General features: G+C 68.5%; 14 protein-coding genes. 6 read left to right on the forward strand and 8 right to left on the reverse strand.

All coding sequences use genetic code 11. The annotated features are described in order from the left end of the window. Positions 1-40 precede the first annotated feature (40 nt). On the forward strand, positions 41-712 hold the full coding sequence (locus ACQPYZ_RS26730; protein WP_433160911.1) for a hypothetical protein: 672 nt from the start codon (positions 41-43) through the stop codon (positions 710-712). Between the two features lie 10 nt (positions 713-722). On the opposite strand, the gene ACQPYZ_RS26735 is transcribed toward ACQPYZ_RS26730, so the two are convergent. The 5 genes from ACQPYZ_RS26735 to ACQPYZ_RS26755 all read right to left on the reverse strand — a co-directional run bounded on the left by ACQPYZ_RS26735 (position 723) and on the right by ACQPYZ_RS26755 (position 5,924). After that, entirely contained in the window at positions 723-1,466 is a 744-nt protein-coding gene (locus tag ACQPYZ_RS26735; RefSeq protein WP_433160912.1) for a phosphotransferase family protein, read from the reverse strand. A gap of 52 nt (positions 1,467-1,518) precedes the next feature. Then, on the reverse strand, positions 1,519-2,346 hold the full coding sequence (locus tag ACQPYZ_RS26740) for a carbohydrate ABC transporter permease (protein ID WP_433160914.1): 828 nt from the start codon (positions 2,344-2,346) through the stop codon (positions 1,519-1,521). Then, positions 2,343-3,188, reverse strand: a complete 846-nt coding sequence (locus ACQPYZ_RS26745; protein ID WP_433160916.1) for a carbohydrate ABC transporter permease — start codon at positions 3,186-3,188, stop codon at positions 2,343-2,345. The genes ACQPYZ_RS26740 and ACQPYZ_RS26745 overlap by 4 nt, the downstream gene beginning before the upstream one ends. A 123-nt stretch (positions 3,189-3,311) precedes the next feature. After that, entirely contained in the window at positions 3,312-4,673 is a 1,362-nt protein-coding gene (locus ACQPYZ_RS26750; protein ID WP_433160918.1) for an extracellular solute-binding protein, read from the reverse strand. Between the two features lie 219 nt (positions 4,674-4,892). Then, positions 4,893-5,924 carry a hypothetical protein gene (locus ACQPYZ_RS26755; RefSeq protein ID WP_433160920.1) on the reverse strand — a complete coding sequence of 344 codons (1,032 nt, stop codon included), beginning with the start codon at positions 5,922-5,924 and terminating at the stop codon, positions 4,893-4,895. 101 nt (positions 5,925-6,025) lie between these two features. Here ACQPYZ_RS26755 and ACQPYZ_RS26760 point away from each other — a divergent pair, with 101 nt between their 5' ends. From ACQPYZ_RS26760 to ACQPYZ_RS26770, 3 genes are all read left to right on the forward strand, one after another. Beyond that, on the forward strand, positions 6,026-6,622 hold the full coding sequence (locus ACQPYZ_RS26760; RefSeq protein WP_433160921.1) for a TetR/AcrR family transcriptional regulator: 597 nt from the start codon (positions 6,026-6,028) through the stop codon (positions 6,620-6,622). A gap of 81 nt (positions 6,623-6,703) precedes the next feature. Beyond that, a complete protein-coding gene (locus ACQPYZ_RS26765; RefSeq protein ID WP_433160923.1) occupies positions 6,704-7,516 on the forward strand; it encodes an ABC transporter ATP-binding protein in 813 nt (270 codons plus the stop codon). Continuing rightward, a complete protein-coding gene (locus ACQPYZ_RS26770; protein WP_433160924.1) occupies positions 7,513-9,999 on the forward strand; it encodes an FtsX-like permease family protein in 2,487 nt (828 codons plus the stop codon). The genes ACQPYZ_RS26765 and ACQPYZ_RS26770 overlap by 4 nt, the downstream gene beginning before the upstream one ends. A gap of 174 nt (positions 10,000-10,173) precedes the next feature. Here ACQPYZ_RS26770 and ACQPYZ_RS26775 read toward each other — a convergent pair whose 3' ends face one another. Both ACQPYZ_RS26775 and ACQPYZ_RS26780 read right to left on the reverse strand, forming a co-directional pair. Next, positions 10,174-10,788: an NADPH-dependent FMN reductase gene (locus ACQPYZ_RS26775; protein ID WP_433160925.1), complete on the reverse strand. Its 615-nt coding sequence runs from the start codon at positions 10,786-10,788 to the stop codon at positions 10,174-10,176. Positions 10,789-10,845: 57 nt separating this feature from the next. Then, entirely contained in the window at positions 10,846-11,520 is a 675-nt protein-coding gene (locus ACQPYZ_RS26780; protein ID WP_433160927.1) for a DedA family protein, read from the reverse strand. 132 nt (positions 11,521-11,652) lie between these two features. Here ACQPYZ_RS26780 and ACQPYZ_RS26785 point away from each other — a divergent pair, with 132 nt between their 5' ends. Both ACQPYZ_RS26785 and ACQPYZ_RS26790 read left to right on the forward strand, forming a co-directional pair. After that, entirely contained in the window at positions 11,653-12,927 is a 1,275-nt protein-coding gene (locus ACQPYZ_RS26785; protein ID WP_433160928.1) for a sensor histidine kinase, read from the forward strand. Beyond that, positions 12,918-13,577, forward strand: a complete 660-nt coding sequence (locus ACQPYZ_RS26790; RefSeq protein WP_433160930.1) for a response regulator transcription factor — start codon at positions 12,918-12,920, stop codon at positions 13,575-13,577. The genes ACQPYZ_RS26785 and ACQPYZ_RS26790 overlap by 10 nt, the downstream gene beginning before the upstream one ends. Before the next feature lie 10 nt (positions 13,578-13,587). On the opposite strand, the gene ACQPYZ_RS26795 is transcribed toward ACQPYZ_RS26790, so the two are convergent. Then, positions 13,588-14,340, reverse strand: a complete 753-nt coding sequence (locus tag ACQPYZ_RS26795) for an SDR family NAD(P)-dependent oxidoreductase (protein WP_433160932.1) — start codon at positions 14,338-14,340, stop codon at positions 13,588-13,590. Positions 14,341-14,381: the final 41 nt, after the last annotated feature.

The raw sequence follows: 14,381 nt of genomic DNA on the forward strand, positions 1-14,381 counted from the left end.
GCCCGCTGTTCCAATCCGCGAAGCTGCGTACTGTGGTCGGGTGAGCTCAATCGTTCCGGGTCCGCAGAAGAAGCTCGAAGAGGAGATCAGCGCGGCACGTTCCGGCGCCAAGCCGTTGAGCGCCGGCGATCTCAACCCGTCCGCGCCGAAGCAGGAACAACTCGCCGGCCTCGACGACTGGCCGCCGGACGTGCGTGCGGTGGTCGAGGCCGACTACGACCGCGTCACCGCCCTGGCCACCAATCGCCGCAAGACCGCGGATCTCGCGCTCCCCGCGGTAGTCAGCGGCCTCGACGTACTCCTCGATCAGCTCGCCGAACGGATCCAGGCCGACCGTCCTCGCCGGCTGCGCAAGTCGACCACGCCCGCCGACGTACCGCTGGACGACGTGGCGGAACTCCTCGGCATCCCGGCCGACGAGCTCACCCCGACGCCGGGCCGCGCCGAACACCGCACCGCCGTACGCACCATCAAACAACTCCGAGCTCAGCTGAAAGAGTCACCCGACCACTCGCGGCTGACTCGCCTGGTCACCTTCGTCGTCCGCCTGGCGCTGGTCACCGAGAGCTTGCCGGAGGCAACCGCCCGGCTAGCCCCCGTGGCGCTCGACCGCTACATCCAGGCCATGCCCGATCCCCAATGGGACTGGACGTTCGCGCAGAAGCTCGAGTTCTGGAAGCAGACCCGCCAGACCCTGACCGACCACGCCTAGTCGGCGCCCTTTACATCCGGGCTTTCAGTACGTCGACCTCGCAGCCCGGCGCGAACGGGTCGAAGCCGTGCTCGGCCAGCCAGCGAATCGCCGAGAGGCTGCGCAACGACCACCATGCGCGGATCACGTCCAGGTCGACGTCAGCGCCGTACCCGGCGACGACGTCGGCGAGGCGCTCCTCATGTCCGAGCGTCAGGATGGCGAGGTCGAAGAGGGGATCGCCCGGGCCCGCCTCGGACCAGTCGATGATGCCGGTGACCTCGTCGCCGTCGACGAAGATGTGCGTGATCTGCAGGTCGCCGTGCGTGAACCTCGGAGTCCACGGCCGGAGCGCGGCCTCGGCGACCTTGCGGTTGCGGGTGACGAGGTCGGCGGGCAGGACGCCGTTCGACACGAGCAGCTCGCACTCGGCGTCGAGGTCCGCCGCCAACTCGTCGAGATCCTTGCCCCGCCGCGGCCAGTGCGGTAACGGTGCCTCGTGCAACTTCCGGATCGCGGCCCCCGCCGCCGCCCACGCCGCTGAGGACGCGGTCGACGGCTCGCCGAGGACGCCGAGCGCCGTTCCCTTGACCGCGGCGATCGCCAGCACGTGCGGCTTGTGCCACAGCACTTCCGGGGTCGGGACCGGCGCCAGGGCCACCGCCGCGACCTCGGTGTCGAGCCGCGCCTGATCGGCGTCCACCTTCAGGAACACGTCGCCGACACGCAGGGTCGTGCGCTCGGAATGGGCGACGACGACTTCGACCTCATCCATGAGCGACCAGTATTCCGGGGATGACCGCCAACGTCGCCGGGTTTATCGAGCCCTAGCCCTTGATCGCGCCGCCGAGCGCGAACGCCCCGCCGAGCTTGCGGCTCAGCAGCAGGTACAGCAGCAGCACCGGAGTCGTGTAGATCAGCGAGTACGCCGCCAGCTGGCCGTAGTTCGGCTCGCCGTACTGGCCGAAGAAGGTGAAGATGCTGACCGAGGCCGGCAACCGCTCCGGGGACAGCAGCAGCATGAAGGGGACGAAGAAGTTCCCCCACATCCCGATGAAGGTGAAGATCAGCACGACCGCGATCCCCGGCCACATCAGCGGCAGCACGATCGACCGGAGCGCCTGCATGCTGCCGGCGCCGTCGACCCAGGCGGCCTCCTCGAGGGAGATCGGTACGCCGTCCATGAACGTCTTCGTCAGCCAGATCGCGAACGGCAACGACGAGGTCGCCATGAACATGATCGTGCCGCCGATCGTGTCGACCAGGTTGAGCTGCACGAACAGGCCGTACACCGGCACCATCACCGCGGTGATCGGCAACCCGGTCACGAACAGCACGGTCAGCAGGAACGGCCGGTTGAACCGCGACTTGAACCGCGACAACGGGTACGCCGCCAGCACGGCACAGATCATCGTGAGCAGCGCCGACCCGCCGCACAGCACGATGCCGTTGAGCACCGGCCGATAGGTCGTGTCGGTGTTCAGCACCGCCTTGAAGTTGCCCAGCGTCGGCGACGTCGGGAACTCGACCCGCAGCCCCGCGGTCCGGTTGATCGACGCGAACAGCACCCAGAGCAGCGGCAGCACGAACAGTACGCCGATCGCCAGCAGCACCACGTTCGACGTGAGCTTGCTGAGCCGGTCACGCGCAATCATGCGGCCTCCGAATTGAGTCCACGCAGGTAGATCAGCGAGAACACCGCGCCGATCGCCAGCATCACCAGCGCGATCGCCGTACCGTAGCCGATCTGGGAGAAGCTGAACGCCTGCTCGTACATGTACAGCGGCAGCGTCTGGCTCTTGGTGCCGGGCCCGCCGCGGGTCATCGCGAAGATGAGGCCGAACACGCTCAGCGTCTGCAGCGTGATCAGCATCAGGTTGGTCATGATCGCCCGGCTGATCATCGGCAGCGTGACGAACAGCAGCCGCCGGACGCCGGTCGCGCCGTCCATCTCGGCCGACTCCTCGATCTCCTTGGGTACTTCGCTCAGGGCGGCGGAGTACACCAGCATCGAGAACGCCGTACCGCGCCAGATGTTGGCCAGCGACACCGCGATGATCGGTGCCGCGTACAACCAGTCCTGGCTGGGCAGGCCGACCGCGTCCAGCATCACGTTCAGCGTGCCCTCCTCGTTGAAGAACGCGCTGAGCAGGTACGCCGCGACGACCTCCGGCAGGACCCAGGCGCCGATCACCGCGGTGCCGACGAAGTTGCGCACCACCTTGGTGGACCGGCGCATCAGCAACGCCAGGCCGAGACCGAGGGTGTTCTGGCCGATGATCGCGGAGATCAGCGTGAACACCAGGGTCAGCCAGATCGCGTTGGTGAACGCGCCGCTGGAGAACGCCTTGCGGAAGTTGTCCAGACCGACGAACTGCACCTCGTTCGCACCGGTGCCGGTGAGCGCCATGTTGGTGAACGCGGCGTAGAGGCAGTAGATGATCGGTCCGGCCAGGAAGACCACCATCAGTCCGATGGCCGGACCGAGGGGCAGCATCCGGACTACTTTGGCGGCCCGCGGCCGACCGCCCCGCCCGGCGTTCTTACCGGACGGAGCAGGAGCGGCCGCGGTGGGAGCGACTGTCGTCGTCACAGGGGCAGATCCTTCGTCGGACGGGGGCTACTGGCCGCCGCTCTCGGTGGTCGTCTTGTCCTTGCCGACGATCCCTTCGACCGCCTCGTCGTAGTTCTTCGCGGCCTCGTCCGGCGTCGACTGCCCGGTCATCACCGCTTCCATCGCGGTGATGATCTCGTTCGAGACCTTCGGGTACTCCGCGTACGCCGGCCGGTAGACGGTGACGGACACCAGGTCGGTGAAGAACTGGGTGCTCTTCGCGGACGTCTTGTAGGTCTCGTCGGCGGCGACGTCCTTGCGGACGGCGATCTGCGCGCCGTCGGTGGCGTACTTGGCCGCGTTCTTCGGGGTCTGCAGCGTCTTGATCAGGTTCCAGGCCGCGTCCGGGTTCTTCGACTTGGCCGGGATCGCCCAGGTCCAGCCGCCGGAGAGGCTGACCTTGCCCTTGCCGCCGCCGTCCTGCGTCGGCATCGCGGTCTGGCCGAGCACCTCGCTCCACTGCGGCCACGGCTTCGCACCGGTCTTCTGCCAGTTGCCGTAGATCCACGAGCCGTCGAGCGCGATCGCCAGCTTGCCGCCGGGCAGCAGTTCGGTGCCGACCTTGCTGCCCATGTTCGGGTCGAGCGCCTGCTTCGGCGTCGGCGCGAGGCCTTCGGTGAAGATCGTCTTGATGAAGTTCAGCGAGTCCTTGAAGCCCTGGCTGCCGACGACCCACTTCTGCTGGTCGTTGTTGTACAGCGAGTCCTTGGTGCCGTAGAGCAGCATCTCGAAGCCCTGCATGGCCGAGGCCTCACCCATCGGCTTGCCCGAGTAGACGTTCAGCGGGATGACACCGGGGACCTTCTCCTTGATGGTCCGGGCCGCGCTGAGCACGTCGTCCCAGGTCTTCGGCTGCCAGTCCGCAGGCAGCCCGGCCTTGGCGAACAGCTGCTTGTTGTACCACAGCGCCCGGGTGTCGGTGCCGTCCGGAATGCCGTAGGTCTTGCCGTCCAGCGCCTTCGCCGCGCCCTTGGCGGTCTCCTCGAACTGGCCCCACTGGTCCCAGTCCTTGATGTAGTCGTCGAGCGGGCGCAGGTAGCCGGCGGTGATGTCGGAGTTGATCAGGAACGTGTCCTCGTAGACCACGTCCGGAGCGGTGTTCGGCGACCGCATCATCAGCTGCAGCTTGGTGTAGTAGTCGTTCTCACTGGCCACGATCGGCAGGAGCTCGACCTTCGAGCCGGGGTTGGCCGCCTCGTACTCGGACTTGACGCCGGTGAGGAAGTTCTTCATCACCACGCCCGGGCCCCACTGCTGGTAGGCGATCTTGAGGTTCGCCGGCCCGGCGCTCTGGGAGCCGGCAGCCTCCGGCTCCTTGGTCGTCGACCCCTGACTGCAGGCCGAGACCGCCAGCAGCAACGCACTCACCGCGGCGGCTGCTCTGAAACGTTTCCTTGTCACCATCACGTCCACCTTCGGGCAATCGTTGTCATACCGGTACCCCGACCCAAACCCGCTGGGCTTTCTCGCGACCGTAGGAGTCCGAGGCCGTGCAAGTCAATGCTTGACAGACAACGTTGTCCTCGGCCGAACGCAGCCACGCGGTGACCGGCAGGTAACAATCCGGTCACCGCGTTGTCATGACAATCAGACAGTAGCTGCTTCGGCCTCTGGACGGGTGCGTACGACGCGTTGCGATCTGACCGCACCGAGTCCGCACAGGACCAGTCCGGCGAGCAACCAGCTCGTGAGTACGACGAGGGGGCCGGCTGCTCCGGCGCCGTCGAAGAAGCTCACCGAACGAAGCGCCGTACCCGCGGCTCCCGGCGGCAGCAACTGACCCAGCGCGCCCCAACCGCTCGGCAGCATCTCCGGCGCACTCGTCAGGCCCGACAGCGGGTTGCCGAGCAGCATCATCACCGCCGCGCCGAGCGCGAGCCCCGGCCGCCCGAGCAGCCACTCCAGCCCAAGCAGGGTGAGACTGACTGCCGCGATCGACAGCGCGATCACGCCCGAGTTGGCGAGGTAGCTGCCCTCGAACGATCCGAGCCAGAACTGCAGTACGGCGCCCAGCGCGAGACCGCCCGTGACCGCGAACGCCACCGCACCGGCCATGCGCTTCGCCCCGCTCCGCACGAGCTGGGTCAGCAACGCGGCCGCGGCGATCCCGCCGAGCACCAGCGGCAACGCACCGGCGGCGAGGCCCGTACCCCGGGGATCGTCGGCCGGCAGCGGTACGACGTCCGTCACCTTCGCCGGCGTCTCCGGCGACAACCGCGTCGCCAGCTGCGCCAGGATCTGGGCGACCGCGGGACCACCGGCGGACGCGGTCAGCACCTCCGGCTGCCGCGGGTCGAGCACGATGGCGCCGTACACGTCCCGGTCCTCGATCTTCTGCACCGCGGCCGCCCGATCCGGTACGGCGGTGAGCTCGAAACCACCGGGCATCGCCTGCTCGAGGCCCTGCTCGACCTGGGCGACCGCCGGCGCCGGGCCGGCGACGGCGAGCGGCACGTCCCGTGGCTCGGACCGGGCAGCCGGCCAGGCGAATGCGATCAGCAGCACGGTGAGGAGCGCGGTGAGCAATGTGACGACCACGACCACCGGCGGTTGCCGAGGCGCCTTGGCCGCGTGCTCGGGCGTATGGACCGGGCGTTGCCCGGTCAGCTGAGCGGACATGTGAACTCCTTGGAAACCGAATGACCGTTCTTTATTGACCCCCAGCCTGGCGTGATGAACCCCGACTTGTCAAGAACGGGCATTCGTTTTATGTTCCGGAGATGCCCAAGGTCACCGAGGAACACCGGCTCGCCCGTCGTCAGCAGATCGTCGACGCGGCCCGCCGCTGCGTGATCGAGGAGGGGTTCCACAAGACGACGATGGCCGACGTGATCCGGGAGTCCGGGCTGTCCGCGGGCGCGGTCTACGGCTACTTCAAGAGCAAGGAGGAGATCGTCGCGGCGATCGCCGAGCAGGCGCTCGGCACCGTCGACGAACTCTTCGGGAAGCTGCTGACCTCCGAGCAGCCGCTCAGCCCGTTCGCGGCGCTCGAAGCCGCACTGGAGCAGGTCATCGCGATCGCCGAGCGGCCTGGCGGCGACGTGACCCGGGTCGGCATCCAGGCCTGGGCGGAGGCGCTGCACAACCCCGTGATCCTGGCGATCGCGCAGGGCAAGTACTCCTACCTGCGCAGCCACTTCGAGGAGGTCGCCCGGCGCGGCCAGGCCGACGGCACGGTCGATCCCTCGGTCGACCCGCGGCACATCGCGCAGGCGATGTTCGGCGTCGTCCCCGGCTTCGTGCTCCAGCGCCTGATCATGGGCGACGTCGACCCGAAGAGCTACACCGCCGGCCTCCGCGCGCTACTACGGTCCTGAAGCCTGGGTGGACTTTCACCCACCCCCGGCGGCGGTCCAGCACCCTGGGGAGCGCGGCCCGCTCTCCGTAGCGTCAGCGGCATGAAGAAGAAGACGCGACGGTCGCAGGAAACAGTCGGCGGGACCGGGCACTCGGTCGTCCTGCACGACGTACGACGGGTCTACGGCCGTGGCAGCAACGCCGTCACCGCCCTCAACGGCATCTCCATCGGGTTCGCCCCTGGCACGTTCACCGCGGTGATGGGGCCGTCCGGCTCCGGCAAGAGCACCTTCCTGCACTGTGCCGCCGGCCTCGACCGGCCGACCTCCGGCACCGTCCACATCGACGGCCAATCCCTTGCCGACCTCAACGAACGGCGACTGACCGAGCTGCGCCGCGAGCGCATCGGCTTCGTCTTCCAGTCCTTCAACCTGCTCCCCGCGCTGACGGTCTGGCAGAACGTCTGCCTGCCGCAGGAACTCGACGGCCGCCGTCCCAACCGTACGGCGGTCCGCGACGTGCTCGACCGCGTCGGCCTCGGTGACCGCCACAAGCACCGCCCCGGCGAACTGTCCGGCGGTCAGCAGCAGCGCGTCGCCATCGCCCGCGCCCTGGTCGCCCGGCCCGCGGTGATCTTCGCGGACGAGCCGACCGGCGCGCTCGACACCCAGACCGCGGCTGACGTCCTCGAGTTGCTGCGCGAGCCGGTCCGCACCCAAGGACAGACGGTCGTCATGGTCACGCACGACCCGGTCGCCGCGTCGTACGCCGACCAGGTCGTCTTCCTCGCGGACGGCGTACTGGCCGGCAGCCTCACCTCCCCCACCGCCGAAGAGGTCGCCGATCGCATGACCCATCTCGGCGCCCGCGCGCTCACCACCGCCGGTCACGCTTTCTCGGGGGTGGCCCGATGATGCGGCTGGCTGTCCGGACGCTGCGGTTCCGCAAGGGCGGGTTCATCGCCACCTTCGTCGCGGTCGTCTTCGGGACCGCGATCGTGATGGCGTGCGGTGGGCTGATGGAGACCGGTATCCGCTCCAACGTCGAACCGCAACGCCTCGCCGGCGCACCGATCGTTGTCACCGGCAATCAGTCTCATCTTCGCCCCGGCGCCGAGGACGCGACGCCGCTCCCCGAGCGCGTCGGGGTCCCGGCTGCGCTGCTGGACAAGATCCGTTCCGTGGAAGGGGTTTCAGAGGCGGTGGGCGACTTCACCTTCCCGGCCGCGACCGTGCACGGCGGCTCGACCACACCCGCCGAGGGCCACAACTGGAGCTCCTCCGTTCTCACCCCGCTTGACCTGGCTTCGGGTCGAGCGCCGGCCGACGGCCAGGTCGTCCTGACCGCGCCGGGCGCTGAGGTCGGCGACCGGGTCACCCTCGTCGTGAACGGCAACGCCACCGAGTTCACGGTCAGCGGCACCGCCGTGGGTCCGGCCGGTCACGTCTACTTCTCCGACCAGGACGCCGCGCGGATTGTCGACAATCCGACGCGCTTCGCCGTCGTCGGCGTACTTGTTGCTCCTGGCACCGATGTGTCCCCGGTGAAGGACCGGATCGAGGCTCTCGACCCGGGCATCGCCGTCCACACCGGCATCGACCGCGGCCTGGCCGAGCACCCGGGCGGCGTGTCACAGCGGGAAGCACTGATCGCGATCGCAGGCTCTTTCGGTGGGATCGCCGCGATGACGATGATGTTCGTCGTCGCCTCCACGCTGGCCTTGTCCGCCCAGCACCGCGAACGCGAGTTCGCCCTGCTGCGCGGCATCGGGACGACACCCGGCCAGGTACGCCGGATGATCCTCGGCGAGGCGATGCTGGTGTCGATCCCGGCCGTGGTGCTCGGCGTCGTACCCGGGGTGTTCCTCGGGCGCTTCCTGTTCGAGCAGCTCAGCTCGCACGGGGTCGCGTCGTCGGTGATCACGTTCTACCAGGGCTGGATCCCGTTCGCCGCCGGCGCGGGTGCCGCCGTACTCGCGGCGATCGGCGCCGCCCTGATCGCGGCCCGCCGGTCGGCCAGGATCCGGCCGGTCGAGGCCTTGATGGAGGCCTCGCTGCAGCGGAAGTGGTTCAGCTGGCTGCGGCTGATCTTCGGCCTGCTGTTCCTCGGCGGTGGTCTGACGCTGCTGATCGTGACCGCGACTGTGATGACCGGGCCGCTCGCCGGTGCGACCGCCGGTCCGTCGATCCTCTGCTGGGCGATCGGCGTTGCACTGCTCGGACCGTTCTGGACCAAAACGGTACTGCTGCTGTGGCGCTGGCCCGTCCAGGCGCTGACCCGGGTCAATGGCCGGCTCGCGATCCTCAACGTGTCGGCGCGGTCGGTCGCCATGTCGGCCGCCGTGATGCCGGTGATGCTTGCCGTCGGCATCTCGACCGCCAACCTGTATATGCAGACGACGCAGATGCACGCCGCCTCCGAGGCGTTCACCCGCGACCTCCGCGCGGACGCCGTACTCGTCTCCGAAGCCGGCCTGTCGCCTGCGCTCCTGTCCGAGGTCCGGAACGTGCCAGGTGTCGCGAGCGCTTCGGCGTTCGTCCGCAGTACGGGCGTCATCGACGAGCCGCGCAACGCTCCCTTCGACGAAGAGGGCGCTCCCGTGCTCGGGGTCGACGCGCAGGACTCCTCGGGTACGGCGCCGGTCCGGCTGACCGCGGGATCGCTCACCGGCCTGGTCGGGTCAACGGTGGCGTTGCCGGAGTACGTCGCGTCCAAGCTCGACCGCGGGATCGGATCGGAGATCACGATGACCTTGGGCGACGGGACGTCCGTCGCGCTGAAGGTGGTCGCCTTGTTCGCAGCCGAACGCGGCTACGAGTCGGTCATCCTGCCCGCCTCACTGGTCGCGGCGCACACCACCGACGGGCTGACGAAGCAGATCCTGGTTCGTTCCGAGTCCGGCGCCGACGTACGCCCTGCGCTGGCCGCACTCGCCGCCGAGCACCCCGGCGTACAGGTCGCGGACCGCGACAGCCTGGTCGCCGCCAACGCCGAAGACCTGCAGACGCAGGCCTGGGTCAACTACCTGCTCGTCGGCATGCTGATCGCATACACCGCGGTCTCGGTCGTCAACACCCTCGTCTCGACCACCCTGCGCCGGCGCCGCGAGTTCGCCCTCCAACGCCTCACCGGCTCCACCCGGGCCCAGGTACTCCGCATGCTCACCACTGAGAGCACCCTGATCTGGCTCACCGGCATCACCCTCGGCACCCTGGTCGCCCTGGCCTGCCTGATCCCCTACACGACCACCGTCTCCAACTCCACCTTCCCCACCGGCCCCCTCTGGATCTACCTGACCATCCTCGGAGCCGCCGCCCTCCTCACCTTCACCTCAACCCTCCTCCCCGCCACCACAACCCTCCGCCACACCCCCACCCAACCCACCCACACCGACTAACCGCTGCGACCTGCGAGGTGTTGGGCGTGAGCGGGTGGCGGCTAGTCCCCGCCACCCACCTCGCCATCCCCCGGCACCCACTCCTCCACCCCCATCCCGCCACTCCACCCACCCCGCGGCGCAGCCACCAACCACCTGCCATGCATCTCGCCACCCCAGGGACGGCCGCGGCGCCTACCTCGCCGGGGTGGGCTCGGCGACGGGTTGCAGGGCGATGGTCGTGGCCTGGACGATCCCGGCTTTGCTGCGAAGCCACCCCGACAGCACCACCTGCAGATCCTCGAGGTCACGCTCCTCCAGCACCACGCCCGGCACCGGCAGACTCGCCCCGAGCTCCGCCAGCACCGGCCGCAAATGCTGATCCGCAAGCAACTTATGGCTCGCAGCCGCCGCCACCGTGACCGGCACCACGACCGCGCCGGCCAACGCCTGCGCCCGCAGTACATCCAGGAAGCTCTTCAGCAACCCCGTATAGCTGCCCTTGTACACCGGCGTAGCCACCACAACCACCGACGCCGAGGACACCAACTCAACCGCATCCTCCAACGCCGCCCGCTCCACCTCCCGCGCACGCTCGCCTTGGAAGATCGCCGGCGCGAACGTCACCAGGTCCACCAACTCATCGATCCGGTACGGCGTACCGAGCTCGGACGCCAGCAGTTCGGCAACCGACGCAGCAGCCGCCGCCGTCCGCGAGCCCGCCCGCGGATTGCCGACCACCGTGACCACGGATTGCGGCCACACCGGCGGCTCCGGCACGACCTGCGGTTCGAACGCGACTGAGGGCATCTGACCCATCTCCTGAGCTCGGCAGTGATGGATCGACCCTAGCCAAAGTCTAGCGGCTCACTTCACTTTCTCAGATTCCGAACGCCTGGCCCGAACCTTGACCACCACGAACCACGCCACCGCAGCGACCGCACCGGCGAGCACGACCCATTGGAAGACCCCCACCGACGACTCGACCACGTGCCATTGCTCGCCTAGTTGGTAACCGGCGATGATCAGGGCGGAGTTCCAGAGGAAGCTGCCCATCGTGGTGAGCAGCAGGAACAGCGGCACGGACATCCGCTCGACCCCGGCCGGCACCGAGATCAGGCTCCGCACGACCGGCACCAACCGGCCGATGAGCACAGCCTTCGGCCCATGCCGGTTGAACCAGTCCTCGGCCTTGTCCACGTCCTCGATCTTCATCAGGGGGAGCTTCGCCGCCAGCGCCCTGGTCCGGGTGCGTCCCAGCGCCGCACCCACGCCGTAGAGCGCCAGCGCCCCGATGACCGATCCGAGGGTCGTGAACACGATCGCGCTGATGAGACCCAGATCACCACGGCTGGCGGCGAACCCGGCCAGCGGCAGGATCACCTCGCTCGGCAGCGGCGGGAACAAGTTCTCGAGCGCCACCGCGATGCCGGCGCCCGGTGCACCGAGTTTCTCCATCAGGTCGATCGCCCACCCGGCCACTCCGGTCGGCTCGGGCGTCGCCTGCAGCGCGGTCATCATCACCTGTTTCGTCGTGAACATGGCAACGACGCTAGGCCTGCGGACCGGGTCCGCACATTGCGGCCAACCGCCGTCTTTTCCTGGGGTTTCCCACAGTACAAACTGAGGAAAACCGCAGTTTCTCCTTGCCCGGTGCCCACTACGCTTGCGGGCATGCAGCCACGACACAGCCTCCTGCACCGGAGCATCGCGACCCTCGCGGGTCTCATGTCCGGCGCGCTCACGGCTGTCGTCGAGCTGCTGTTCGTGCTTCTCTCCGCGCTCGCGCTGGTTCCCGTCGTCGCGACGCCGCGCGCCCGGCGTGCGGTGGAGCGGTCCGTTCATCGTTGCGCACGGCAACTTGCCGCGGTCGAGCAGCGGCGGCTCGCCACGTTTCACTCGATCCGGGACCTCGGTCCGTATACCGATCGGTCGGCGTACGACTACATCCTCAGACGCTGGATGGTCGGAGGCCTCGGCGGACTGGTGGTGCTCCTCCTCCTCTACGGGCTGGTCGTCGCGGGGACGATGATCAGCGCCTGGGCCCTGGACGGGACGTGGGGTTTCATCGAGAGCGCCGGCCGGGTCAGCACGGGGACGCTGCTGGTGGCGGCTGTTCCGGGTGCCCTGCTGCTGTATCTCAACGTGATGGGGCTCGTCGGCATCGTCGATCTGGACGCCCGTCTCGCCCATCGATACCTGGTGCCGTCCGTCGAGGAGACGCTCACCCGCCGGATCTCGGAGCTGACCGTGAGCCGCGCCGAGGTGGTCGAGGTGGTGAACGACGAGCGCCGCCGGATCGAGCGTGATCTGCACGACGGCGTCCAGCAACGCCTGGTCGCGCTCGGCCTGCTCCTCAGTCGCGCGCGCCGAACTCGTGATCCAGCGCAGGCCGCCGAGCTGGTCCGCCAAGCACACGAGGAGTCGGAGCTGGCCCTCGCCGATCTGAGGGACGTCGCCTGGCGCGTCTATCCCACCGTGCTCGACCAACTCGGGCTCCGCGACGTCATCGGAGTCCTCGCCGAACGCTCCAGCATCCCGGTCCGGCTGCACTACGACCTGCCGGATCGCCCGCCCGCGGGGATCGAGACCGCCGCGTACTTCGTCATCTCCGAGGCCCTGACGAACGCCATCAAGCATTCCGACGCGACTCAGATCGACGTGAGCGTCAGTACGACGCAGGAGGTTGTGACCACGCCTGGTGACGATGAGGTGGACCATCCGCCGCACAGTCAGCAGACAGCAGCAACCGTCAGGACCGCGGACCGGGTTCGGACCGGCACCACCACCGTGATCACTGTCACCGACAACGGTCGGGGTGGTGCCGATCCCCACGGCAGAGGCCTGACCGGCTTGGCCGGCCGGGTCGCGGCGAACGACGGCCAACTGACCATCACCAGCCCGCCCGGCGGGCCCACCACGATCCATGCGGAGCTCCCATGCGCGTGATGCTGGCGGAGGACTCGACGTTGTTGCGGGAAGGGCTGGTGCGACTGCTGCTCGAGGAAGGGCATGACGTACCGGCCGCAGTCGGCGATGGGGATGCGCTGGTCGCGGTGGTGCGAGCGGCCGCCGACGAGGGCGTACTGCCGGACGTCGTGTGCGTCGACGTACGGATGCCACCGACCCACACGGACGAAGGGCTCCGCGCCGCGCTCGCGATCCGGCAGAGCTGGCCGTCCGTGGGGGTGCTCGTCCTCTCGCAGTACGTCGAGAAGTCGTACGCCAGCGAGCTGATCACGTCGGGGCAGGATCGGATCGGGTACCTGCTGAAGGACCGGGTGATGCGGGTCGAAGAGTTTCTCGAAGCGTTGGAGCGGGTCGGATCCGGCGGAGTCGCGCTGGACCCGGAGGTCGTCCGCCAACTCCTGTCCCGCACCACACACGCGGACCCGTTGCAGAGCCTGAGCGCCCGCGAACGCGAGGTACTCGCCGCGATGGCCGAGGGTCACAACAACAATGCGATCGCCGAACGCCTCTTCATCTCGTCCAGCGCCGTCGAGAAACACGCCAACGCCATCTTCGACAAACTGAACCTCAGCCACGCCCCCGGCTACAACCGCCGAATCCGAGCCGTCGTCACCTACCTCACCAACTAGCCACCCAGGATCAGGCGACTCGCGGGCCGAGGAACAATCCGCCGGTCGTGTCGAGGGTTTGGCCGGTGATCCAGCGGGCGCGGTCCGAGGCGAGGAAGGCGACCGCGTCGGCCACGTCCTCGGCTCGACCGAGGCGGTCGAGGGCAGTCAGCGCGGTGATCGCGTCGGCGAGGCCCGGGCTGTCGAAGAGGGCTGAGTTCGCGTCGGTGCGGGTTGCGCCGGGAGCGACCGCATTGACCGTGATGCCGCGGACGCCGAGCGATTGCGCTAGCGTGAGGGTCATGGTCTCGAGCGCGCCCTTGGTCATGGCGAACGAGGTCTGAGTCGGGTTCGCCATCCGGGTGGCGACGGACGAGACCGAAATGATCCGGCCGCCGTGGCGCATGATCGGGAGAGCGCGCTGGATGAGGAAGTATGGCGCCCGCACATTCACCGCGATCAGCCGGTCGAACTGCGACGGATCGTCGGTCTCGATCGGTCCCGCCGGCGGCGCGGCCGCGTTGTTGACCAGGATGTCCAGCGGTCGCCCCTCCAGACCGGACTCGAGTTGCGCGAAGACCTCCTCGACATCGCCAGGTACACCGAACTCAGCCCCGATCAGAAATCCACGCCCGCCGATCCGATCCAAGGTCTCGGCCGCACCCGCCTTGTCCCGGTGGTAGTGCACCGCCACCTCAACCCCGTCGGCCGCCAACCGCTCCGCGATCGCCCGCCCGATCCCCCGCGACGCACCCGTCACCAGCGCGACTCTGCTGCTCTTCACGTTCCACCCCTCAAACTGTTAGAAACTATCAAGTTGTTAGA

The organism is Kribbella sp. CA-247076 (genome assembly GCF_050942445.1).
Lineage (GTDB): Bacteria > Actinomycetota > Actinomycetes > Propionibacteriales > Kribbellaceae > Kribbella.